Genomic DNA, 21,921 nt, shown 5'->3' with positions numbered 1-21,921 from the left:
GCAGACCTGACGGAGCGCCGATCACATGACTGACGAAACCCCCAAGAAACCCGGCCGCATGTGGCGGCGCTGGGTGCTTTTCGGCGTGCCCATCGGTGGTGCGGCCGCAGCCTTTATCGCCGGCATCGTCTTCTGGGGCGGGTTCAACACCGCGATGGAAGCGACCAACACGCTGGATTTCTGCATCTCCTGCCACGAGATGCGAGAGAACGTGTTCAAGGAATACGAGCACACCATCCACCACGAGAATCGCTCGGGCGTGCAGGCGACCTGTTCGGATTGCCACGTGCCCGACCCTTGGGTGCACAAGATGGTGCGCAAGGTGCAGGCGTCCAAAGAGCTTTACGGCAAGCTTGTCGGCACGATCGACACGCGCGAGAAATTCGAGGAGGAACGCCTGCGGCTTGCCACCAATGTCTGGACCGCGATGAAAAAGACCGATTCGCGCGAATGCCGCAACTGTCACACCATCGAAAGCATGAACCCGCGCTTTCAGAAACCGCGCGCGCGTCAGCAGCATCTGACCGCGATGGAGACAGGCCAGACCTGTATCGACTGTCACAAGGGGATCGCGCATTCGGATGTGCGCAGCCGCGCGCCCGAGGAATTGATCGAGGCGCTGGAAACCCCGAACCCTGCCCATATCAAGGAGGTGCCGCAAAGCTTCCTCGACGGGCTGGCCTATATCGAGAAGGTCGAGGCCGAAGAGGCGGCCGCCGCCGCCAAGGCAGCGCAGGCGGCCGAAGCAGCGGTCGAGGCGCGCATTGCAGCGGCTGTTGATGCGGCGCTGAGCGAGAGCGAGCCCGCCCCCGCCACCGAGGGGCCGGACGGCGCAATCGACTGGTCCGCCATCACCCCCGTCACCGTTGGCCTCTTCTATCCCGGCCAGACGCCGTGGGAATGGGTGCTCAACGGCAAGGAACATGGCGGCGCGCGCGCCTTTACCAAGGGCGGCGATCAATGCTCGGTCTGCCACGCCAAGGAGACCGCCGCGATGGGGGCCAAGATGGTCAGCGGCGAAAAGGCCGAGCCCACCCCCATCCCCGGCAAGCGCGGCGCGGTGGATGTGGCCATTCAGGCCGCGCATGACGCCGACAACCTCTACCTGCGCCTGCGCTGGAAGGATGGCGGCCACGCGCCGGTGCCCTTTGTCGATGGCGGCATGATGGACCCGGAAAACCCGGTGAAACTCGCCATGATGATCGTGGGCAGCGGGGTGGAGCGCGCCAATCAGGCGGGGTGCTGGGCAAGCTGCCACATGGACAGCCGCACCATGCCCAACACGCCCGAGAGCCTTGGCGATCTCGACGCGGCGCTGGGCGGGCACGGCTATGTGCAGAAATACATCCCCAACAGCCGCACCGATATCGAGATCCGGGGCCGGTCGCGCCCGGCGGGCGGCTGGGATCTGCTGCGCGACGAGGGCGAGCTTAAAGCCTTCCTGGAGAGCGACACCTTCATGGACTTCACCCGGCTCGACGCTTCGGGCAATGCGCGGCGCGGCTATTTGCTGGAGCGGCGGCACGAGGATGCGGGCCACCCGGTAGACGGCTCGATGGTGCGCGAGGGCGATACCTGGACGGCGGTGCTGGTGCGTCCGCTTGCGGCCACCGCGCCGGGGCAGATCGCCATCGAGCCGGGCAAGGTCTACACGGTGGGCTTTGCGCTCCATGACGATCACGCGGCGGCGCGGTTCCACCATGTCTCGCTCGATCTGCGGCTGGCGCTCGACGATGCGTCGGTCGAATTGAACGCCGTAGCGCCCTGAGGGCGGGTGTGCCGGCGCAGGCGGCCCCGGTCCCGAAACGGGCCGGGGCCGCTGTTTTGTAATGGAAAGGAGAGAGCCATGCCCCCGATTCGAACCCTTGCGCTGCTTCTGGTATTCTTGCCACTGCCCGCACACGCCACTGACGACCTGCCCACCGACCCCGAGGCGCTGGCCGAGGGCGCGGCGATCTTCGAGCGACGGTGCAGCCAGTGTCACGGGCTTGACCACGTGATCTACAAGGCACCGTGGCTCAACGGGTTGATCGGGCGGCCCGCAGCTTCGGTGCCCGATTTCCCCTATTCCGAGGCGATGCGCGCCTGGGGGGGGACCTGGACGGTGGAGAACCTCAAGACCTGGCTGACCAAGCCCGAAGCCTTCATCCCAGGCACCGCGATGAATTTCGGCGGCTTCCGCCGCCGCACCGAGGACCGCGACAAGGTCATCGCCTGGCTCATCGAGGCGACACGCGCAAAAGAGTGATCGCGCGCTGCCCTTTTCAACGGCAGTCGCGGCGCACCTTAACGAAAGTCAAGGCGCGCCCCGCCCGATGGGCGACAATCGCGGGGTAGGTCACACCGGGAGACAGCGATGACATATCTTAGCCAGGGCCGCGTGTTGCTTGTAGGGGCCGGACCGGGCGCGGTGGACCTGATGACGCTGCGCGCGATGCGGATGCTCGAGACCGCCGACGCGGTGGTCTACGATCGCCTCGTCAGCCCCGAAATCCTCGGCTTTGCGCCCCCTGACGCGCGCATGATCGCGGTGGGCAAGGGCCCGAAATGCCCCACCGTTCCACAGGAGCGGATCAACGAAATCCTCTATGATCTTGCGCGCGAGGGCCTGTGCGTGGCGCGGCTCAAGGGAGGCGATCCGCTGATCTTCGGGCGCGGATCGGAAGAGGCGGAATACCTGCGCGCGCGCGGGGTCGCGGTCGAATACTGCCCCGGCATCACCGCCGCGCAGGGCATGGCCGCGAGCACCGGCGTGCCGCTCACCCATCGCGGTCTCTCGACCGGGGTGCGCTATGTCACCGGCCACCGGGCGCGCAACGCGCCGCTCGATCTCGACTGGAAGAGCCTTGCCAGCGAGGACACCACGCTGGTGGTCTATATGGGTGCGGCCAATATCGCGGAAATCGCGCTCAACCTGATGCGCGAGGGCCTGCCCGGCGCGCTGCCGGTCATGGCGGTGTCCGAGGCCACCACCCCGCGCGAAATACGCCGCGTGTCGCGGCTCGACCGGATCGGGCTGGACATGGCCGCCGCCCCGCTGCCCGCGCCGGTGCTGTTTGTCATCGGTCACGTCGTGTCGCTTTACCGCGATACGGCGCTGCCCTTCGATCTGCCCGAGGCAATGGCCGGTGAATAGGGCGCTTGTGATCCTGGCGCTCGCCGCCGCCACGCCTGCATGGGCCGAGCCCGACGCCGCCGCGCTCGAACGGCTGGTGTTGCAGGATTGTGGATCGTGCCACGGGCTGACGCTCAAGGGCGGGCTGGGGCCGGATATCCGCACCGGCGCGCTTGGACATCACGACAACGACAGCCTGGCCCGCGTCATCCTCGACGGCATTCCCGGCACCCCGATGCCGCCCTGGCGACCGCTCTTGAGCGAGGCCGAGGCACGCTGGATCGCAGCCTATCTTTTGGAAAGAGACCCCGGATGACCCGCATCACACGCCTTTTCGGGGGCGCTGCCCCCGTCGCGCAAAGCGCGACTCCCCCGGAGTATTTCCCTCAGGAAGAAACGCGATCAGGGCATCTTCTTGGTCCAAATACCCGCCTCCGTCATCTGCTGGGCGCGGTGGCGCTTGTTCTATGCAGCGCGTTTGCCAGCGGGGCCGGGGCGCAGGGCACCGGCGATCTGGGGCTGGTGGTGGAACGCGCCAGCGGCTCGCTGCTGGTGGTCGATCAATCAGAGCGCGCGCGGATCGGGCGGATCGAGGGGCTGGGCGATCTGAGCCATGCCTCCATCGTCTATTCGCCGGACGAGCGCTTTGGCTTCGTCTTCGGGCGGGATGGCGGGCTGACCAAGGTCGATATCCTCGAGCGAAAGATCGTGGGCCGGGTGATGCAGGCGGGCAATTCCATCGGCGGGGCGATCTCGGATGATGGGCGCTATGTGGCGGTGTCCAATTACGAGCCGGGCGGCGTGCGGGTGTTCGACGCGGCCACGCTCGATCTGGTGGCCGATATCCCCACGGGGTCGAAAACCGTCGGGCTGGTGGATATTCCCGGCACGCGCTTCGTGTTTTCGCTCTGGGATGCGGGCGAGACATGGGTCGCCGATCTGTCGGGGGACACGCCCGAAATCACCCGGATGACGGGCATGGGCAAGAACCCCTATGACGCGCTGGTGACCGGGGACGGGCGCACCTATATCGTCGGGTTGTTCGGCGAGGATCATCTGAGCGCGCTCGACCTGTGGCAGGACGCGCCCAAGCCAACGGCCATCCTGCCCGGCTATGCCGAGGGGCGCGAGGGGCTGCCGGTCTACAAGATGCCGCATCTCGAGGGCTGGGCGCTGGCGGGGCACGAATTCGCCCTGCCCGCGATGGGCCAGCACGAGGTGCTCTGGGTCGATGCGCGCAGCCTTGGGGAATCCGGGCGCACGGCGGTGCATGGTCAGCCGGTCTTTGCCATGGCGCGGCCGGATGGACGCCATGTCTGGGTGAATTTCGCCCATCCCAGGAACGACACGATCCAGGTGATCGACAGCCTGAGCAAGCAGGTGATCCACGAATTCAAGCCCGGCCCCGGCGTGCTCCATATGGAGTTTACCCCGCGCGGTCACGAGGTGTGGCTGTCGGTGCGCGATGCCGGAAAGATCATGATCTACGACACCGAGACCTTTGAAAAGCTGGGCGAGATCGAGGCCGATAGCCCCTCGGGCATCTTCTTTACCGCGCGCGCGCACAAGACGGGGCTGTGAGCCATGCACCACTTTGCCGATCCCATCGACCGGGCGCTGCTCAACGACTGGCAGCGTGATTTCCCCGTCACGGCGCGGCCCTATGACGTGCTGGCGCAGCATCTCGGCACCACCGAGCTCGATGTGCTGTCGCGCCTTCTGGCCAAGCGGGCGGCGGGGCAGATCACCCGCGTCGGGGCCACCTGCGCGCCCAACACCATCTCCGCCAGCACGCTGGCGGCGGTGGCCGCCCCCGAGGACCGGATCGAGGAGGTGGCGCGGATCATCGGCGAAGAGCCGGGGGTGAACCATTCCTACCTGCGCGAGAACGACTGGAACCTGTGGTTCGTGGCCACCGGCCCGGACCGGGCGCATGTCGATGCGGCGCTTGCGCGGATCGCGCGGCGCAGCGGCTTGCAGGTGCTGGATTTGCGGCTGGTGCGCCCGTTCAACCTCGATCTCGGGTTCAGCCTGCGCGACGAGCCGCGCGGCGGGATCGTGCCCATCCCCCCCGATACAAGCGTGCTGGAGCCCGGAGACCGGGCGATCATGCAGGCCCTGATGAGCGGCCTTCCGCTGGAGCCGCAGCCCTATGCCGCGCTGGCCGCGATGATCGGCCTGCGCGAGCACGCGGTGATGGCGCGTATCCGCGCGCTGATTGATGCGCGGATCGTGGCGCGGCTGGGCGTCATCGTGCGCCACCGCGCGCTGGGCTGGCGGGCGAATGCGATGGTGGTCTGGGATTTGCCCCACGAGGCGATAGACCGCGCCGGGCCGGTGCTGGCGGCATCGCCCGGTGTGACGCTGTGCTATGAGCGCGGCATCGTGCCGGGCCTCTGGCCATACCGTCTCTACTCGATGATCCACGCCCGCAGCCGCGCCGAGGCGCTGGGCTGGCTGCACCAGGCCGCCTCTCTGCCCGAATTGCGCGGGGTGCCGCATCTCGCGCTGTTTTCCACCCGCTGCTTCAAGCAGACCGGTGCCATGATCGCCCCCGAAAGGAACAGCGCATGACCCCCGACGCCACCGATCGCGCGATCCTGAACCGCTTGCAGGACGGCTTTCCGATCACGCCTGCGCCCTTCGCCGCCGTGGCGCGGGAATTGGGGCTGACCGAGGCCGATCTGATCGCGCGGCTGGAGCGCATGAAGGCTGCGCGCATCCTCACCCGGTTCGGCCCGTTCCTTGACGCCGAGGCGATGGGCGGCGCGTTCTGTCTTTGCGCGATGGCGGTGCCGGAGGCCGATTTCGAGACCGTGGCGGCGCAGATCAACGCATACCCGCAAGTGGCGCATAATTACGCGCGCGCGCACCGGCTCAACATGTGGTTCGTTCTCGCCACCGAGACCGGCGACGAGATCGCGGCGGTGGCCGGGATGATCGAGCGCGAGACGGGCCTGCGCGTGCTGCGCTTTCCGAAACTGCGCGAGTTTTTCATCGGGTTCCGGGTGGCGGCATGAGCATCGACGCCACCGACCGCCGCATCATCGCCGCCACGCAGGCGGGCCTGCCGCTGGTGGCAGAGCCCTATGCCGCGCTGGCCGATACGCTGGGGATGGACGAGGCGGCGCTTTGCGACCGGCTGCGCGCGATGCAGGAGCGCGGGATCATCCGCCGCATCGCGCTTGCGCCCAATCACTATGCGCTGGGTATGGTGGCCAATGGCATGTCGGTCTGGGATGTGGAGGATGCGCGGATTGCCGGTCTCGGCCCGCGTATCGGCGCGCTCGACTATGTCAGCCATTGCTACGAGCGCCCGCGCGCCCTGCCGGACTGGCGCTATAACCTGTTCGCCATGATCCACGGCACAAGCCGCGACGAGGTGGAGCAAAAGCGCGCGCAGATCAAGGCGATCCTCGGCGAGGCCTGCCGCGACGATGACATCCTCTATTCCACGCGAATTCTGAAAAAGACCGGGCTGCGGCTGCGGCAAAAGGAGGGCTGAGATGTTCCGTCTCACCGAATATATGCACCAACTGGTCACCCCCACACCGGTGGCCGCGCGGCGCGGCACCGGGCCGGTCAAGCCGGTGGTGATCTGGAACCTCACGCGGCGCTGCAACCTGCGCTGCCGACATTGCTACACGGTGTCGGCCAATGTCGATTTCCCAGGAGAGCTGAGCCACGACCAGGCGATGGCCACGCTGGATGATCTGGGTGATTTCGGCATCCCGGCGCTGATCCTGTCGGGGGGCGAGCCGCTGGACCGGTTCGATTTCTTCGATCTGGCCGAGGCCGCGCGCGACAAGGTGCGGTTTCTGGCGCTGTCGACCAATGGCACGAAAATCCACGGCGAGACCGCCGACCGGGTGGCCGATATGGGGTTTCACTATGTTGGCATTTCCATCGACGGGATCGGCAAGACGAATGACTGGTTTCGCGGCGTCAACGGCGCATTCAACGATGCGCTGCGCGGCGTGCGCGAGTGCAAGGCGCGCGGCATCAAGGTGGGCTTGCGCTTCACGCTGACCCGCGACAATGCCGGGCAACTGCCCGATCTGCTGAAGCTTTGCGACGATGAGGGGGTGGACAAGTTCTACCTGAGCCACCTCGTCTATGCCGGTCGCGGCGACAAGAACCGCGGCGAGGATGCCGTGCACGATCACACCCGCGCCGCGCTCGACCTGCTGATCGACCGCGCGTGGCGCGCCGCGTCGGAGGGCCGCCCGCTCGATATCGTCACCGGCAATAACGATGCCGACGCGGTCTATATGCTGCATTGGGCCGAGCGGCATTTCACGGCGGATCGCGTGGCGCATCTGCGCGATCACCTGGAGGCCTGGGGCGGCAATTCCTCGGGGCTGGGCGTGGCCAATATCGACCCGCAAGGCCGCGTGCATCCCGATACCTATTGGTCGGATTACACGGTGGGCAACGTCAAGACCGCCAAATTCTCAGAGCTTTGGACCGGCGATGATCCGATGCTCGCGCAACTTCGCCTGCGCCCGCGCCCCTTGAAGGGCCGCTGCGGGGCCTGCGCCCATAAATCGGTCTGCGGCGGCAATACCCGCATCCGCGCGCTGCAACTGACCGGCGACCCCTGGGCCGAGGATCCGGCCTGCTATCTCGACGACCGCGAAATCGGCGTCGAGACCAGCGCCGCCCGCCTGACCGTCACACCATTCCGGGGGAAACGCCATGATCCGGCACATCGTTTTCAATAGCGCGCTGGCAGCGGCGCTCTTGTGGGGGCCTGCGGCGCAGGCAGAACCCGACGCCAAGGCCCTCTACCGCGCGCATTGCGCCGAGTGCCACGCCGAAACCCGGCTGGGCGGCACCGGCCCGGCGCTCATTCCGCAGACCCTGCGGCGCATGTATGGCCCTGCCCTGACCGAGGTGATCGCGCATGGCCGGGTGGCCACGCAGATGCCCGGCTTTGCCGAGGTGCTGAGCCCCCCCGAGATCGCCGCGCTGGCGGCATGGCTAGAGACCCCGCCCGAGCATGTGCCCGCCTGGGACGAGGCGGCAATCGCCGCCACGCTGGCCCTGCGCGAGGATTACACGCCCGCCGAGGCACCGGTATTCGACGCCGACCCGCTCAACATCACGCTGGTGGTCGAGATCGGCGATCACCATGTCAGCGTGCTGGATGGCGATACATTCGCGGTGCTGGACCGGTTCGAGACCCCCTTTGCCGTGCATGGCGGACCAAAGTTCAGCCCCGACGGGCGATTCGTCTACATCATGTCGCGCGATGGCTGGGTGCAGAAATACGATATCTGGTCCCTGTCGGAGGTGGGCCGCGTGCGCGCCGGCCTCAACAGCCGCAACATCGCGATCAGCCGCGATGGCAAATGGCTGGCGGTGGCCAATTACCTGCCCATGACGCTGAGCATTCTCGACGCGGCCACTCTCGCGCCGCAGAAAACCATCGCGATCAAGGGGCGCGATGGCACCCCGAGCCGCGTTTCGGCGGTCTATCAGGCCCCGCCGCGCGACAGCTTTGTTCTCGCGCTCAAGGACATCCCCGAGGTCTGGGAAATCTCCACCGCCGAGAACCCGCCGCATACCGGCTGGGTGCACGATACCCGCGTCGAAGGCCCCCCCGAGATCACCCGCCGCTTTCCGGTGCGCAAGATGAAGGTGGATCATATCCTCGACGATTTCTTCTTTGACCAGAGCTATGAGCATGTCATCGGTGCCTCGCGCGCGACCGAAACCGCACAGGTGATCGACCTGACCTATGGTCACAAGGTCGCCGAGATCGACCTGCCGGGAATGCCCCATCTGGGATCGGGCATCACATGGGAGAGGGGCGGCACAAGGATCATGGCCACCCCGCACCTCAAGGAAGGGGTGATTTCCTTCATCGACATGACCACATGGCAGACCGTCAAGCGGCTTGAAACGCTGGGGCCGGGCTTTTTCATGCGCTCGCACGAGACAAGCCCCTATGTCTGGGCCGATGTCTTCTTTGGCCCCAACCGCGACGCGATGCATGTCATCGACAAGCAAAGCCTAGAGATCGTGCGCACGCTGCGCCCGGTGCCCGGTGCCACGCTGGCGCATGTGGAGTTTACCCGCGACGGGCGCTATGCGCTGGTGTCGCTCTGGGAGGATGATGGCGCGGTGATCGTTTATGATGCCGCCACGCTGGAAGAGGTGACGCGCCTGCCGATGCGCAAGCCTTCGGGAAAATACAATGTCTACAACAAGATCACATTCGCCGAAGGCACCAGCCATTGAGCGCGCCATGACCGGCCAGAAACGCCCGCCGCTGCGGCTTTACCTGCTCCTTTACCCGTTCACGGCGCTTGCCGTGGCGGTCAACCTTTTCATGCTGTCGCTGATGTGGCAGGCTGTGGGCCTGCCCGTCTTGTCACCGATGGCGGCGCTGTTGCTCTGCGTGCCGCTCGGGCTGCCGGTCAACATATGGGTTGCCCGGTGGGTGCAAGGGCTGATGGATGAGGCCGATGGCGGCTGACGAGCCTTCGCCCACTGCAGCCTCAGGCCAGAGCCTCGATCCGCGCCCCGGCAAAGCGCGCCACCGCGCGCTCTGCGGTAACGTCATCAACAAGGCATAGCGCCGTTGACAACCCGTCGGCCACCGCCGCACGGGGGGCCGATACGCTAACCAGCGTCCGGCGCGCCTGCCCGCCCACAGGATCGATGATATGGCCGCGCCCACCCACGAGGCGCGTGCCCATCGGGGCCGATGTCGCCAGTGCCCGGTCGCGCAGCGTCACCCGCCCGACAAGCGCGCCGTCGGGGGCGGCAATCCCCGCCTGCCAGGCCGCGCCATCGCCACGGCGGCCACGCGCCACCACCTCGCCCATATCCACCAGCACATCGCCAAAGCCACGTGATCGCAGCAGGTCGGCGATGCGGTCGGTGATATAGCCTTGTGCGATCCCGTTGAGCGTCAGCGCCATGCCGGGGCGGGCAAGCGTCACGGTTTGCGCATCGAACCGCACGCCTTGCCAGCCAATAAGCCCCCGCGCCGCCGCCTCGTCGCCACCGGTGGCGCGCGCGCGCCAGAGCGGCTGCACCGTGGGATCGAACGCGCCGCCAGTAGCGTCATGGATCGCGCCCGCGAGCGACAAGAGGTCGAGCATCTCGGGCGGCGGGGCGTCAAGATGGCCCTGCGCATTGAGCCGCGCCAGCGCGCTGTCATCGCGGTAGAGGCTGAATATTCGCTCCAGCCGCAGCACTTCGGCCTCCAGCGCGGCAAAGACCGGGCGCGCGGCAGGGGGCGTCACCCCGGCAAGCACCATCGAGGCGGGCGCGCCCAGCGCCACGCCCTGCCAGCGGGCGCTCTCACCCGCCTGCGCGGCAGCCGGGACAGATAGCGCGGCGGCGGAAATGCTCAGGAAGCGGCGGCGGGTCAGGGTCATGTCGGTGGCTCCTCCAGCGTGATATCGACGGGGGCAAGGACCAGTTCGGCGGGGATGGCGTCGAGCATCATTACCTCGCCGCCCTTGTCCTCGGCAAAGCGTTGCGCGGCCTCGACCTGCGAAAAGGGCACGATCTCGGGTGCGCCCATGCCCCCCCTCACATCCGCACCGACGACGAAATACGCGGTCGTCGCGTCGGTCCAGTTGTCGATCCCGGGCAGATCCCATGAGGCGGCGCGGCCCATGTCGCTGACATAGATGGCGCGGATATCGGCATCGCGCTCGGGGCCTTTGAGATAGGCCAGCGCATCGCGCACCTGAGAGAAAAAGATCGGATCGGGCAGCCCGGCAAGGTGGATTTGCGCCTTGGGGCCGGGGTGCTGATCGAGCTGCATCATGCAGAAATGGCCCAGCGCATCGCCGGTCATGGTGACGGGATCGGGCGCGCGCGCCTCTTCCTCGCGGCAGGCGGCGAGCAACAGCACGGCAAGCAAAAGACGTTTCATGGTTCAACCCTCGCAAAAGCCGCCCGTGCCAGCAAAAGCGCCAGCACCGGCCAGAGCAAAAGCGACAGCGGCGCGGCCCAGACGGGCAAGGCCGCCCCCGCCCCGGCCATGCCTGATACGAGCGCCACCTGCTCGGACCCGGCGACATTCCACAGCCGGAACGCATCTGCCGGGTTGGCGGCGAGAAGCCACGGAAAGGCATGTTGCGTGAACGCGCCGCCATCATCAAAGACCAGCGCCCCCAGAAGCCCCAGATCATACAGCACCACCAGCACCAGCCACAGCCCCACGGCCAGCCCGGCGGCCCCCGCGCCGCTGCCTGATAGCGCCGAGGCGGCATAGCCAAGCGCCAGGAACGATGCCCCCAGCAGGATCGCGGTGGCAATCAGGCGCGCCAGCGACATGAGGCTCTCGGGCCCTGCGCCGCCTGCCAGCCATGCCGCCGCCCCCGCCGCGCCCAGCCCCAGCCCGATGGCGATGGCCAGCACCGCCAGATGCGCCGCGAACTTGCCCAGGAGCATCTCGCCGCGCGACAGCGGGTAGGTGAGCGTCAGGCCCAGCGTGCCGCGCTCTGCCTCGCCCGCCACCGCGTCAAACGCGATCATCAGCGCGAGGAAGGGGGCGAGATAGACGGCAAGCGTGGTCATCGAGGCCACCGCGACGGTGAGCAGGTCCACCCCCAGCGTGCCGGTGGGGGCCGATCCGGCAAAGGTCAGCGCCAGCGCGAAAAGCAGCATCAGCACCGTGGCCGAGGCCAGCCAGCGGTTGCGGGTCTGGATGCGGAATTCGGCCGCCGCGATGGCCATGATACGGGCGATCATTTCAGGCCCTCCCCGCAATAGTGACGATAGAGATCCTCAAGGCTCGGCGGCACCATCTCGATGTCGCGCACCGCATCGCCAAGGGCGGTCACGCGGGCAAGCTGCGCCATCTTCTGATCGGTGGTGCATTGCAATTCGACCGCGCGGCCATTGATCCGGGTGCCGCCCAGTTCCGAGTGCAGCGCATCCGCCGCGCCGTCGCGCGCCGTGAGCTTGATCCGCGTTGGGAGGGCGGCGGCGCGGGCCAGATTGGCAAGGCTGTCATCGGCCACCAGCCGCCCGCGCGCCATGATCGCGATACGGTCGGTGCGCGCCTCCAATTCGGTGAGCGCGTGGCTCGCGATCAAAAGCGCGGTGCCGTTTGCGGCCATCTCGTCGATCACGGCATAAAGATCGTGGCGCGAGATCGGGTCAAGCCCGCTTGTCGGCTCGTCCAGAAGCGCGACGCGGCGACGGCCCAGAAGCGCCTGCGCAAGGCCAAGCCGCTGGCGCATCCCCTTGGAATACGTGCCGATGCGGCGGTCGGCGGCGTCGATCAGGCCGACACGTTCCAGAAGCGGGGCCACAGTTTTCACCGGCTCGCCCGCCAGCCGCGCGAAGGTGGTCAACTGTTCGCGTCCGGTGAGGGATTTGTGAAACGCCACCTGCTCGGGCAGATAGGCGGTGGCGATGCGCGCGCCCGTGCTGCCGGGGGCGTGACCCGCCACGCGGATCGTGCCGGATGTGGGCCGGGTGAGGCCCAGCACCAGCTTTATCAGCGTCGATTTGCCCGCGCCGTTATGACCCAGAAGCGCCACCCGCTCTCCGGGGGCCACGTCAAGCGCGATACCGTCGAGCACCTGCGCCCGGCCATAGCGCTTGCCAAGGCCCGCGATGTTCAGGGCGCTGTCACGATCCGTCATGGTTTGCCTCCCAGTCGGGGACGAAAATCTCCACCGGCTGCATCAGCGGCGCGCGGTCCACCACGCCCCCCGGCAACAGCGCCGGAAAGGCCGCTTGCGCCCATTTCACCAGTTGCACGGCGGGAGACCCCAGCAGGAGCTTGGCCGATGGCTGGCTCCAGAGCACGTGATCCATGCTGTCATTGGGCCGGTAAGGCGTGTCCGCGATGCCGTCGCCGTCAAGGTCATAGCCCGCAAAATCCGACCAGTAATTGCCGATGCCCCCGGCGCTCCAGTCCACCCATGTGGTGCCCACGTATTTCACCTGCGTGCGGTTGCCGACAAAGGCGTTGCCGCTGATGGTGTTGCGCTCTGACCCGGCGGTGAAATGCACGCCCACAGCGCAGCGCTCGAACCGGTTGCCGGTGATCTCGTTCTTGTGGGCATTGTAGATAAACAGGCATTTCGTGCCGCCCCCGCGCACAAGGTTGCCGCGCAGCACCGAGCTGTTGGTATAGTTGAGCATCACCCCGTGCTCGGCATCATTGATCGAGATGTTGTCGATGATCTTCACATCCTTGGAATACATCACCGCATAGCCCAGATCGTTGCCGATCGAGAGATTGCCGCGCACCTCGGAGCGGTTGGCATACATGTAATGCACGGCGAATCGCAGGTCGCGAAAGCGGTTGCCAATAAAGGCGTTGGAATGCGAGGTGTTGACGAATATCCCGTCGCGCCCCCAGCGGATATCATTGGCCTCGATGCGCGCGCCCGGCGCGTTCCAGATATAGACGCCGTTGCCGCGCGCGTTCTTAACCGCATCGCGCCGCCCCTCGATCACGTTGGCCTGCACGAGCGCATCGCGCGCACCGTGGATATCCACGCCGTAAAGGTTGCCGATCAGGCGGTTGGCGGTGATGCGGGCGCGGTCGGCCCCCTTGAGCAGGCGAATGCCGCTGTCGATCCCCTCGTGATCGCTGCCCGATCCGGTGAGGAGGCAGCCGGTGATCGTGACATCCGGGGCGGTCACGGTCAGAACGCTGCCCTGCCCGCCGCCGTCGATTTGCGCGCCCTTGGCGCAGTCGATCGTCAGCGGTCGTGAAATCTCGATGCCGCCCTCGTGGCGACCGGCACCAAGGCGGAGGGTCTCCCCCGCCCCGGCATTTGCAACGGCCTGCGCCAGCGCGCCCCCGCCCGCCATGACCTCGCGCCCTGCCGCCGGGGCCATGTCGCCCCACGCGGCCCAGGCAAGCCAGATCATCAATGGCAGAAGGAGACGCAGCATGGGATCAGGCCCCTCTCGGCTCGACCAGCATCCGGCCGCGCATTTCCATGTGCAGCGCGTGGCAGAACCACTGGCAGTAGAACCAGTGCACGCCCGGACGGTCGGCGGTGAAGGTGACCGAGGCGGTGGCCATTGGCCCGATCTCCATCGCGACACCGTAGTTCGAGATCGTGAGACCGTGGGTCACGTCATCCACATCGTCGAGGTTGGTGACATAGATCGTCACCTCGTCGCCCTCGCGCACGATGAATTTCTCGAGGCTGAACATGGGCGCCTGCGACCACATGTAGATGCGCACCTTGTTGCCATCGCGGATCGACTCGGGGTGACCATCCTCGAGCACCACACCATCGGCGGCAGCCTGTTTGCGGGCATCCTCGAACATCGGATCGTTGCGGTCCCAGACATTGACCGGGTTGACGATATCGCGGCGCACGATGATCGAATCATGCGGTTCGGCGAATGTCGGGCCGTCATGCACAACCTTCATTTCATCGCCGCTGGTGATGTCGATCAACTGCTCGTTCTCGGGCTTCAAGGGGCCGACATTGATGAACCGGTCCTTGGAGAACTTGTTCATCGAGATGAGCCATTTGCCATCGGCTTCCTTGGTTTCGCCCATGGAGGTGGAGTTGTGGCCCGGCTGGTAATGCACATCGACCTTGGAGATGATCGGATCCTCACCGCGCAGGGCCTTGGCGATGTTCCACTTGGCGATCTGGCTGTCGAGAAACAGCGTGGTAAAGGCGTTGCCCTGCCCATCGAATGCGGTATGGAGCGGCCCGAGGCCAAGCTGCGGCTCAGCCACCACGGCAGAGCGCGGATCGGCGTCGCTCTCGAACAGCGCATCGAATTTGGTCACGTCGAGGATCGACACGGTGGGCGAGAGCTTGCCGTTGATGACCACATGTTGTCCGTCAGGGGCGGTGTTCACGCCATGCGGGCTGTTGGGGATGGGGATGTAGCGCGTGTATTTCTTGTTGCGGCCCTTGCGCCCGTCGAGCACCGGAACGCCGTTCAACTCCTGGTAATCGCCTGCCGCAACCCCGGCCTCGATCTCGGCAAGGTTGAAGACCACGACGTGATCCATCTCGCTTTCCGTCATCTCGGGCAGGTTCATGCCCATTTCCGAGTTGTAGGAGGTCGAGAAGGCATATTTGCCCTGATAGTCGCAATCGGTGTTATCAAGGTTGCCCGAGACGATCACCTGCCACGCCACCTTCATCGTGTCGCCGTCAATCGCGCTGAAGATGTTGACGTATTCCTCGGGCTTGTCGAGCACCGAGCCGTCATTCACCAGCGGGGCCTCATGCTCGCCATTGGCAAAGACATAGCCGGTGCGCGGGTATTTCTGCGGGCGCATCCCGTGGATGTCGCTGGCATTGGGGATTTCGATGATCTTGTCGCATTTCATCACGTCGCAGCGCACCCGCGCCACGCGGGTGTTGGCCTTGTCGTTCATGAACAGGTAACGCCCGTCATAGGTGCCATCGGTGAACGACATATGCGGGTGGTGCAGGTCGCCATTGTCATAGGTGACCTTGCCGCGCTTGGCGAGGAACGCCTTGGTTTCCTCGGTCAGCCCCTCGGTCAGGATCTTGAGGCTTTCGTTGGTCTGGCCCCAGCCGGTGGCCGAGCAACGGTTGAACACCGGCACGCGCATCAATTCGCGCATCGAGGGAAAGCCGAGGATGCGCAATTCGCCGGTCTGACCCGAGGACCAGAAGCCGTAATACTCGTCCAGCTCGCCGGGTTCCAGATTGACCTTGCCCGCCGCCCTGGCCATCGGTGCGCTGGCAAACAGCCCCGCACCGCCAGTGGTGGCGGCAAGCGCGCCGGTGGCCGTGACCCCGAGCATCCCGCGTCGGCTCAGTTTCATCTTTCCTTGATCGTCAGACATTGTGGGTCTCCTTTCCCGCTGTCTTGGGGCCGACAAGGCGCTCCAGCGCACCTGCGTCGGCCTCTTGCGTCGCACGATCCTTCGCGCGACGTTTGAGTTGCCGGATGATTACCGGGCATTTCGCGTCGGACTGATACAGAACCTGGCAATGCAGGCAGTTGACGCATTCGTTGGGGTTGATCTCGCCCGTCGGGTGGATCGCCTGCACCGGGCATTCATGGGCGCAGGTCTGGCACGGGCTGCCGCAATCGCGGTAGCGCCTCAGCCAGTCAAACATCCGCATCCGCGCCGGAATCGCCAGCGCCGCACCAAGCGGGCAGAGGTAGCGGCAATAGAACCGCTCGATGAAGAGCCCGATCACCAGCAGGATCAGCGCGAACACCACGAAGGGCCAGTCGCGCATGAACTTGAGGATGATCGCGGTCTTGAACGGCTCCACCTCGGCGAGTTTCTCGGCCATCGGCATCGAGGCCAGCGACACGCCGAAAAGCCCGAGAAAGATCATGTATTTCACCGGCCAAAGGCGTTCATGCAGCCCCCAGGGCAGGGTCCATTGCGGCACTTTCAGGGCGCGCGCGATGCGGTTGGTGATTTCCTGCAACGCGCCGAACGGGCACAGCCAGCCGCAATAGGCCCCGCGCCCCCAGAAGAGCAGCGCCGTCGCCACCGCGAACCACTGGATAAAGACCAGTGGGTCCATCAGGAACGCATCCCATGTAAAGCCCGCACGCAGCGATCCCGCCAGCGCCATCAGGTTCACCACCGACAGTTGCGCATTGGCATACCAGCCCAGAAACACCAGCGTGAAAGCGAGAAAGCCGACGCGAAAGGCCCGATAGGCCCGCGCGTTACGGGTGATCTGCATCTGAAAGAAGAACGCACCGGTCAGAACCGTCAGCATCACGCCCAGCACCGCGATCTCGGGTATCTTGTCGCGCCAGATCCGTTGCCACAACGCGGTTTTGGCGGCGGCCTCCTCGTCCGCCGCGTTGATCTGCAGGGCAGGCGCAAGCGGGGCGAGATATGTCTCGGGCAGGCGATAGCCGAGGTCGTAGGTGACGAAGGTCTTTTCCACCGCGCCCACCGCCCGCTGCACCAGAAGTTGCAAGCGCCATGGCTCTGCCGGATCAAAGCCGCTCTCGGCGGGGATGCGAAAGAGGTCAAGCTCGGGGAAACTCGGCGCGCCATCCGCCGCGATCTCGCCCAGCCGCCGGTGATCGCGGTCAAAGAACCGCACCGAGCGATCCCCCTGGATAAGCTGGATACGGTCGAAAATTCCGCCGCGCACATAGCCCGATCCCTTGAAGGAATAGCGCCCGCGCCCCGCCACCAGGATCGCGTGATCGCCGTCCTTCAGCCATTCTTGCAGGTTGGCATATTCATTCTCGCCCAGCAGGCTGCGCCCGATGGTGGGCACGCTGACAAGGGCCGCGCGCATGTCGATGAAGGTCTCGTCATCCGCCCCTTTCTCGGGGCGGGCGGCGGCGCGGGCATCGCCGGTTTCCTCGAACGCGCGGTTGACCTGCCCGATATCGAGCGCCAGCCCCCGAACAGAGCCATCCCCAGCCAGCGTCTGCCAGTCCTTGATCGTGCCCTCACCCGGCATAAGCGTGCGTTTCGGCCCCGCCTGCGCCACCGGGGCCAGCCCGCCAAGGCCCAGCGCGCGCGCCACCTTGATCCCGCCGCGCACAAGGCTGTCGTCGATCACCATCACCGTGACCGTCGCGCCGGAAATGATATCGAGATCATGCGCCGTGCCCGATTGCGCCGCCTCGGCCTTGAGGTCGAGCCCGGCATAGCCCTCGATCACGCGGCGCATCTTGGATTCGGGGATACCGACCAGAACGATCGGCTCGGAATGCTTGACCAGAAGCGCGCCGGTCATCACCGCATCCGCGTCAATCGCGGCGACGACGTGAATCGGCTTGCCCGAATAGCCGATGGTGCCCGCGAAATCCGAGGTCAGGAACGCCCAGGCGACGGTTTCGCCGGCCTTGAGGACCGGGGCCACCGGCACGTCCTCGCGCAGCGCGCCAAAGCTATCGGCCCCGGCAACAAGCTGATTTGCCTCGATATCGGGGAGAAAGCGGCCAAGCTGCGCCCCGTCATTGGCCTGTGCCGCGGCGGCAGATAGCAGGACACCCAGCGCCACTACGAGGCGGAATGTAAGACGCGCGACCATGAGACCCCAACGGATTGACTGTGTGGGGCTCAGAACACCACGCGGCGCGCCGGATGGCGTTGACCTAAGTCAAGGGTAGAGCATGATTTGCGCGCTTGGGGGCCGGGCTAGTAATGCGGCGGGCGCTCGTCGCCGAGCACGATGCCGCCCTCGCCGTCGCGCGCTTGATCCCCCGCACGACGCGCAAGCCACGCCACCTGCGCGGCAAGGCGGTCGATCTCACGGTCCTGCCGCGCGACCACCTCGGAGAGGTCATCGACGGCGCGGATGAGATGGGCCAGCTTTTCCTCGATCTCGGTCATGGGGCGGGGGATACGCGGCGGCACGGGGGCGGTCAAGCGTGCCGCCATGCTTGCCCCCGCTGGCCCCTTGGGCTAGACCGCGCCGCGAAGTGCCCCCGAAGGACAAAGCGCATGGCCAAGCACGCCAAGACCCCCCGCCCGAGGGCCGAAACGCCCAAGGGATTCCGCGATTATTTCGGCTCGGAAGTGGTTGAGCGCGCCGAGATGCTGCGCCGCATCGCCGGGGTCTATCATCGCTACGGCTTTGACGCGCTGGAAAGCAGCGCGGTGGAGACGGTCGAGGCTTTGGGCAAGTTCCTGCCCGACGTTGACCGCCCCAACGAGGGGGTCTTTGCCTGGCAGGACGAGGACGAGAAATGGCTGGCGCTGCGCTATGACCTGACAGCACCCCTCGCCCGCGTCTATGCCCAGCACCGCAATGACCTGCCCACCCCCTACCGCCGCTACGCAATGGGGCCGGTCTGGCGCAACGAGAAGCCGGGGCCGGGGCGGTTTCGCCAGTTCTATCAATGCGATGCCGATACGGTGGGCACGAGCAGCATGGCGGCGGATGCCGAAATGTGCATGATGTTGGCCGATGCACTTGAAGAAGTGGGAATTAAGCGTGGCGATTACACGATACGTGTCAGTTCCCGTAAACTTTTGGAAGGGTTGTTGAACGGACTAAATGATAGTGAGCACGATCCGCGACCGATTTCCGCACCGCAGCGTGAGATTGTATTCCGTTCCGTTGATAAATTGGACAAAATCGGAATTGAAGGCGTGCGAGAGTTACTTGGAAAGGGACGACGTGATGCGAGTGGAGACTATACAGTAGGGGCGGATTTATCAGAGTGGCAATGCGACCGTGTTGTTGGTTTATTGGATCACACAAAAACTGTTTCAGATGTGATTGCACATATCCTAGAAGCGCAAAACAATGATGACCAAGTAGACAAAGACTACCTGCAAAAGCTTGTGGAAACCCAATCCTTCATCAGCGGGCATCCTTTGCTTGATAACCCAGTCGTTAATCGGTTGCGATTGAACGAATTGCACCTTGCCGCTCTTAAAGCCCTCGCAGAAATTGCGCCAGAAATGAACGAAGGCATCTCTGAGTTGGAGCAAATCACGGAGATTTGTGCGGCCCAAGGCTACGGCCCCGACCGTATCGTGATCGATCCTTCGGTGGTGCGTGGCCTCGGATACTACACCGGCCCGGTCTTCGAGGCCGAACTCACCTTCGAGATCACGGACGAAAAGGGCCGCCCGCGCCAATTCGGCAGCGTGGCAGGCGGTGGCCGCTATGACGATCTGGTGGCGCGCTTTACCGGGCAGAAGGTGCCGGCCGTGGGCGTCTCCATCGGCGTGGATCGCCTGTTGGCCGCGCTTCATGCCAAGGGGCGCGCGGGCGGCGAGGCGCAGGGGCCGGTCGTGGTCACCGTGATGGACCGCGCGCGCATGGCCGAGTATCAGGCGATGGTGGGCGACTTGCGCCGCGCGGGTATCCGCGCCGAGGTCTACCTCGGCAATCCGAAGAATTTCGGCAACCAGATGAAATATGCCGACCGGCGCGGCAGCCCCGTCGCCATCATCGCAGGCGAGGATGAATTCAAGCGCGAGGTTGTGCAGGTCAAGGACCTGATCCTCGGCGCGCAGATCGCGCAAAACGCGACGCTGGAGGAATGGAAGGACCGCCCGAGCCAATATGAGGTTTCGCGCGACGCCCTTGTGGACAAGGTGCGCGCCATCCTCGCGGGGCAGGCCTGATGCCGGAGCGCGCCGCGACGCTGGCCGAGGCGCTGCGCCTGCGCGGCCTCTTTGAGGCGGCAGGCGCGCTGCCCGTGGAAACCGCGATCCTGCAACCCGCCGAATTGCTGCTTGATCTCTACGGCGAGGACATTCGCGCGCGCGCCTATGTGACCTCGGACACTTTGCGCGGCGAGCAGATGCTGCGCCCCGACTTCACCGTGCCGGTGGTGCAGATGCACATGACCCACGGCGCGGAGCCCGCGCGCTATACCTACGCGGGCGAGGTGTTCCGCCGTCAGGAAGAGGATGCGCGCCGCGCCAATGAATATATCCAGGTGGGGTTCGAGATCTTCGCGCGCGAAACACCCGAGGCCGCCGATGCCGAGGTGTTCGCGCTCTTTTGCGATATCCTGCGCCCGCTTGGCCTGCGCGCGGCGACCGGCGATATCGGTATCCTGATGGCCGCCGTCGGGGGGCTGCGGACCACCGGGGCGCGCAAGGCGGCGCTCATGCGCCATATCTGGCGACCGCGCCGTTTCCGTGCGCTGATCGAGCGTTACGCGGGCCGGGTGCCCGTGCCCGAGGCGCGCGCGGCGCTCCTGGCCGCGCGAGATCCGATGGCCGGGGCAGAGCCGCTGATCGGACTGCGCGGCCCCGACGAGATCGCCGCCCGCATCAATGCCTTGCGCGAGGATGCGGCGGCGGGGCCGCTCTCGGGCACGGAGGTGGACCTGCTCGACGCGCTTCTGGCGGTGCGCGAGACCTCGGATAACGCGCTGGAACACCTGCGCGATATCGCCGTGGACCTGCCCGCGATCCTGCCCGCGGTGGAGCGGCTGGCGCGCAGGCTCGATGCGCTCACCGCGCGCGGGCTTGACGTGACGCAGCTTGATTTCGAGGCCAGCTACGGGCGCACGCAGATGGAATATTACGATGGCTTCGTGTTCGGCTTTTATGCCGAGCGCCGCCCCGACCTGCCCCCCGTCGCCACCGGCGGGCGCTATGATGCGCTGACCCGGCGGCTTGGTCAGGGGCGCGAGATCCCCGCCGTGGGCGGCGTCATCCGCCCCGGCCTGGTGCTGAGCCTGGGAGGTGCGGCATGAGCCTCAAACTGGGCGTGCCCTCCAAGGGGCGGCTGATGGACAAGACCGTTGAATGGTTCGCGCGGCACGGAATCGACCTTGGCCGGTCCGGCTCCGAGCGCGAATATGCGGGCTATGTCAGGGGGATAGAGGGGGTCGAGCTGGTCCTTCTGTCGGCGGGCGAGATCCCGCGCGAACTGGCGGCGGGGCGCATCCATCTGGGCGTGACCGGCACCGATCTGGTGCGCGACAAGCTCGGCCAATGGGAGCAGCAGGTCGAGGAACTGGCCGAGCTGGGTTTCGGTCAGGCCGATCTGGTCATTGCCGTGCCGCGCTGTTGGGTGGATGTGGCGCGGCTCGACGATCTCGACGCCGTGGCCGCCGCGTTTCGCGCGCATCACGGCGTTCGCCTGCGGATCGCGACCAAGTATCACCGGCTGGTCCGCGATTTCCTGCGCGACAACGGCGTGGCGGATTACCAGCTTGTCGATAGCCAGGGCGCGACCGAGGGCACGATCAAGAACGAGACCGCCGAGGCGATTGCCGATATCACCTCGTCGGGCGATACGCTGCGCGCCAACCACCTGAAAATCCTCGAGGACGGGCTGATCCTGAAATCGCAGGCGACGCTGTTCAGGTCGCGGATGGCCCCGATGGCAGATGCCCAGCGAACCACGCTGCGCGCGCTCCGGGATCGGCTGCATCTGGGCTGAGATGCC

General features: G+C 66.0%; 22 protein-coding genes. 14 read left to right on the top strand and 8 right to left on the bottom strand.

The features are described 5' to 3' along the window. Positions 1-25 precede the first annotated feature (25 nt). The 11 genes from ABIE58_RS05045 to ABIE58_RS04995 all read left to right on the top strand — a co-directional run bounded on the left by ABIE58_RS05045 (position 26) and on the right by ABIE58_RS04995 (position 9,599). On the top strand, positions 26-1,768 hold the full coding sequence (locus ABIE58_RS05045) for a NapC/NirT family cytochrome c (RefSeq protein ID WP_354543599.1): 1,743 nt from the start codon (positions 26-28) through the stop codon (positions 1,766-1,768). 78 nt (positions 1,769-1,846) lie between these two features. Then, a complete protein-coding gene (locus tag ABIE58_RS05040; protein WP_354543598.1) occupies positions 1,847-2,248 on the top strand; it encodes a c-type cytochrome in 402 nt (133 codons plus the stop codon). A 108-nt stretch (positions 2,249-2,356) separates the two neighbouring features. After that, positions 2,357-3,136: a uroporphyrinogen-III C-methyltransferase gene (gene cobA / locus ABIE58_RS05035; RefSeq protein WP_354543597.1), complete on the top strand. Its 780-nt coding sequence runs from the start codon at positions 2,357-2,359 to the stop codon at positions 3,134-3,136. Beyond that, positions 3,129-3,431, top strand: a complete 303-nt coding sequence (locus ABIE58_RS05030) for a c-type cytochrome (RefSeq protein WP_354543596.1) — start codon at positions 3,129-3,131, stop codon at positions 3,429-3,431. Before cobA ends, ABIE58_RS05030 begins: the two co-directional genes overlap by 8 nt. Before the next feature lie 137 nt (positions 3,432-3,568). Next, on the top strand, positions 3,569-4,696 hold the full coding sequence (locus tag ABIE58_RS05025; protein ID WP_502950063.1) for a cytochrome D1 domain-containing protein: 1,128 nt from the start codon (positions 3,569-3,571) through the stop codon (positions 4,694-4,696). 3 nt (positions 4,697-4,699) lie between these two features. Continuing rightward, complete coding sequence (ahbB, locus tag ABIE58_RS05020) at positions 4,700-5,689, top strand: siroheme decarboxylase subunit beta (RefSeq protein ID WP_354543595.1); 990 nt, start codon at positions 4,700-4,702, stop codon at positions 5,687-5,689. Beyond that, complete coding sequence (locus ABIE58_RS05015; protein WP_354543594.1) at positions 5,686-6,135, top strand: Lrp/AsnC family transcriptional regulator; 450 nt, start codon at positions 5,686-5,688, stop codon at positions 6,133-6,135. The genes ahbB (ABIE58_RS05020) and ABIE58_RS05015 overlap by 4 nt, the downstream gene beginning before the upstream one ends. Continuing rightward, positions 6,132-6,620, top strand: coding sequence for a siroheme decarboxylase subunit beta (gene ahbB / locus ABIE58_RS05010; protein ID WP_354543593.1), 489 nt, complete (start codon positions 6,132-6,134; stop codon positions 6,618-6,620). Before ABIE58_RS05015 ends, ahbB (ABIE58_RS05010) begins: the two co-directional genes overlap by 4 nt. 1 nt (position 6,621) lies before the next feature. Then, complete coding sequence (nirJ, locus tag ABIE58_RS05005; RefSeq protein ID WP_354543592.1) at positions 6,622-7,839, top strand: heme d1 biosynthesis radical SAM protein NirJ; 1,218 nt, start codon at positions 6,622-6,624, stop codon at positions 7,837-7,839. Next, positions 7,814-9,361 carry a cytochrome D1 domain-containing protein gene (locus ABIE58_RS05000; protein ID WP_354543591.1) on the top strand — a complete coding sequence of 516 codons (1,548 nt, stop codon included), beginning with the start codon at positions 7,814-7,816 and terminating at the stop codon, positions 9,359-9,361. Before nirJ ends, ABIE58_RS05000 begins: the two co-directional genes overlap by 26 nt. Before the next feature lie 7 nt (positions 9,362-9,368). Further along, positions 9,369-9,599, top strand: coding sequence for a hypothetical protein (locus ABIE58_RS04995; protein WP_354543590.1), 231 nt, complete (start codon positions 9,369-9,371; stop codon positions 9,597-9,599). Positions 9,600-9,621: 22 nt separating this feature from the next. Here the strand turns inward: ABIE58_RS04995 and ABIE58_RS04990 are convergent, their stop codons facing one another. The 8 genes from ABIE58_RS04990 to ABIE58_RS04955 form a co-directional block, all read right to left on the bottom strand. After that, entirely contained in the window at positions 9,622-10,509 is an 888-nt protein-coding gene (locus ABIE58_RS04990) for an FAD:protein FMN transferase (protein WP_354543589.1), read from the bottom strand. Next, the gene (locus tag ABIE58_RS04985) at positions 10,506-11,015 is read right to left on the bottom strand and encodes a nitrous oxide reductase accessory protein NosL (protein ID WP_354543588.1); all 510 of its coding nucleotides are present in this window, start codon (positions 11,013-11,015) and stop codon (positions 10,506-10,508) included. Before ABIE58_RS04985 ends, ABIE58_RS04990 begins: the two co-directional genes overlap by 4 nt. Then, a complete protein-coding gene (locus ABIE58_RS04980) occupies positions 11,012-11,836 on the bottom strand; it encodes an ABC transporter permease (protein WP_354543587.1) in 825 nt (274 codons plus the stop codon). The genes ABIE58_RS04985 and ABIE58_RS04980 overlap by 4 nt, the downstream gene beginning before the upstream one ends. Next, positions 11,833-12,738 (bottom strand): ABC transporter ATP-binding protein, encoded by a 906-nt coding sequence (locus ABIE58_RS04975; protein ID WP_354543586.1) that lies wholly within the window; start codon positions 12,736-12,738, stop codon positions 11,833-11,835. Before ABIE58_RS04975 ends, ABIE58_RS04980 begins: the two co-directional genes overlap by 4 nt. Beyond that, a complete protein-coding gene (locus ABIE58_RS04970) occupies positions 12,725-13,981 on the bottom strand; it encodes a nitrous oxide reductase family maturation protein NosD (RefSeq protein ID WP_502950064.1) in 1,257 nt (418 codons plus the stop codon). Before ABIE58_RS04970 ends, ABIE58_RS04975 begins: the two co-directional genes overlap by 14 nt. A 28-nt stretch (positions 13,982-14,009) precedes the next feature. Continuing rightward, entirely contained in the window at positions 14,010-15,905 is a 1,896-nt protein-coding gene (nosZ, locus tag ABIE58_RS04965; RefSeq protein WP_354543585.1) for a TAT-dependent nitrous-oxide reductase, read from the bottom strand. Further along, the gene (locus ABIE58_RS04960; protein ID WP_354543584.1) at positions 15,898-18,087 is read right to left on the bottom strand and encodes a 4Fe-4S binding protein; all 2,190 of its coding nucleotides are present in this window, start codon (positions 18,085-18,087) and stop codon (positions 15,898-15,900) included. Before ABIE58_RS04960 ends, nosZ begins: the two co-directional genes overlap by 8 nt. Before the next feature lie 107 nt (positions 18,088-18,194). Next, positions 18,195-18,389, bottom strand: coding sequence for a SlyX family protein (locus ABIE58_RS04955; RefSeq protein ID WP_354543617.1), 195 nt, complete (start codon positions 18,387-18,389; stop codon positions 18,195-18,197). Between the two features lie 111 nt (positions 18,390-18,500). Between ABIE58_RS04955 and hisS the strand changes: the two genes are divergently transcribed. From hisS to hisG, 3 genes are read left to right on the top strand one after another with little or no spacing between them, the layout of a single operon-like run. After that, a complete protein-coding gene (hisS, locus tag ABIE58_RS04950) occupies positions 18,501-20,138 on the top strand; it encodes a histidine--tRNA ligase (RefSeq protein WP_354543583.1) in 1,638 nt (545 codons plus the stop codon). After that, a complete protein-coding gene (locus ABIE58_RS04945; RefSeq protein ID WP_354543582.1) occupies positions 20,138-21,223 on the top strand; it encodes an ATP phosphoribosyltransferase regulatory subunit in 1,086 nt (361 codons plus the stop codon). Before hisS ends, ABIE58_RS04945 begins: the two co-directional genes overlap by 1 nt. Then, on the top strand, positions 21,220-21,915 hold the full coding sequence (gene hisG, locus ABIE58_RS04940; RefSeq protein ID WP_354543581.1) for an ATP phosphoribosyltransferase: 696 nt from the start codon (positions 21,220-21,222) through the stop codon (positions 21,913-21,915). Before ABIE58_RS04945 ends, hisG begins: the two co-directional genes overlap by 4 nt. Positions 21,916-21,921: the final 6 nt, after the last annotated feature.

The sequence above is a fragment of the Roseovarius sp. MBR-78 genome, from assembly GCF_040547535.1.
Classification (GTDB): Bacteria; Pseudomonadota; Alphaproteobacteria; order Rhodobacterales; family Rhodobacteraceae; genus Roseovarius.
The sequence above is the reverse complement of the archived record's forward strand: the minus strand, read 5'-3'. Positions and strand labels throughout refer to the sequence as shown.

Excerpts from the sequence above, each read along its gene's own strand:
- ABIE58_RS04975 (WP_354543586.1), bottom strand. The coding sequence starts at position 12,738 with ATGACGGATCGTGACAGCGCCCTGAACATCGCGGGCCTTGGCAAGCGC.
- ABIE58_RS04960 (WP_354543584.1), bottom strand. The coding sequence starts at position 18,087 with ATGGTCGCGCGTCTTACATTCCGCCTCGTAGTGGCGCTGGGTGTCCTG.
- hisG (WP_354543581.1), top strand. The coding sequence starts at position 21,220 with ATGAGCCTCAAACTGGGCGTGCCCTCCAAGGGGCGGCTGATGGACAAG.
- ABIE58_RS04985 (WP_354543588.1), bottom strand. The coding sequence starts at position 11,015 with ATGAAACGTCTTTTGCTTGCCGTGCTGTTGCTCGCCGCCTGCCGCGAG.
- ABIE58_RS04980 (WP_354543587.1), bottom strand. The coding sequence starts at position 11,836 with ATGATCGCCCGTATCATGGCCATCGCGGCGGCCGAATTCCGCATCCAG.
- ABIE58_RS04945 (WP_354543582.1), top strand. The coding sequence starts at position 20,138 with ATGCCGGAGCGCGCCGCGACGCTGGCCGAGGCGCTGCGCCTGCGCGGC.
- ahbB (WP_354543595.1), top strand. The coding sequence starts at position 4,700 with ATGCACCACTTTGCCGATCCCATCGACCGGGCGCTGCTCAACGACTGG.
- nosZ (WP_354543585.1), bottom strand. The coding sequence starts at position 15,905 with ATGTCTGACGATCAAGGAAAGATGAAACTGAGCCGACGCGGGATGCTC.
- nirJ (WP_354543592.1), top strand. The coding sequence starts at position 6,622 with ATGTTCCGTCTCACCGAATATATGCACCAACTGGTCACCCCCACACCG.
- ABIE58_RS04970 (WP_502950064.1), bottom strand. The coding sequence starts at position 13,981 with ATGATCTGGCTTGCCTGGGCCGCGTGGGGCGACATGGCCCCGGCGGCA.
- ABIE58_RS05015 (WP_354543594.1), top strand. The coding sequence starts at position 5,686 with ATGACCCCCGACGCCACCGATCGCGCGATCCTGAACCGCTTGCAGGAC.
- ABIE58_RS04990 (WP_354543589.1), bottom strand. The coding sequence starts at position 10,509 with ATGACCCTGACCCGCCGCCGCTTCCTGAGCATTTCCGCCGCCGCGCTA.
- ABIE58_RS05045 (WP_354543599.1), top strand. The coding sequence starts at position 26 with ATGACTGACGAAACCCCCAAGAAACCCGGCCGCATGTGGCGGCGCTGG.
- cobA (WP_354543597.1), top strand. The coding sequence starts at position 2,357 with ATGACATATCTTAGCCAGGGCCGCGTGTTGCTTGTAGGGGCCGGACCG.
- ABIE58_RS04995 (WP_354543590.1), top strand. The coding sequence starts at position 9,369 with ATGACCGGCCAGAAACGCCCGCCGCTGCGGCTTTACCTGCTCCTTTAC.
- ABIE58_RS05000 (WP_354543591.1), top strand. The coding sequence starts at position 7,814 with ATGATCCGGCACATCGTTTTCAATAGCGCGCTGGCAGCGGCGCTCTTG.
- ABIE58_RS05040 (WP_354543598.1), top strand. The coding sequence starts at position 1,847 with ATGCCCCCGATTCGAACCCTTGCGCTGCTTCTGGTATTCTTGCCACTG.
- ABIE58_RS04955 (WP_354543617.1), bottom strand. The coding sequence starts at position 18,389 with ATGACCGAGATCGAGGAAAAGCTGGCCCATCTCATCCGCGCCGTCGAT.
- hisS (WP_354543583.1), top strand. The coding sequence starts at position 18,501 with ATGGCCAAGCACGCCAAGACCCCCCGCCCGAGGGCCGAAACGCCCAAG.
- ahbB (WP_354543593.1), top strand. The coding sequence starts at position 6,132 with ATGAGCATCGACGCCACCGACCGCCGCATCATCGCCGCCACGCAGGCG.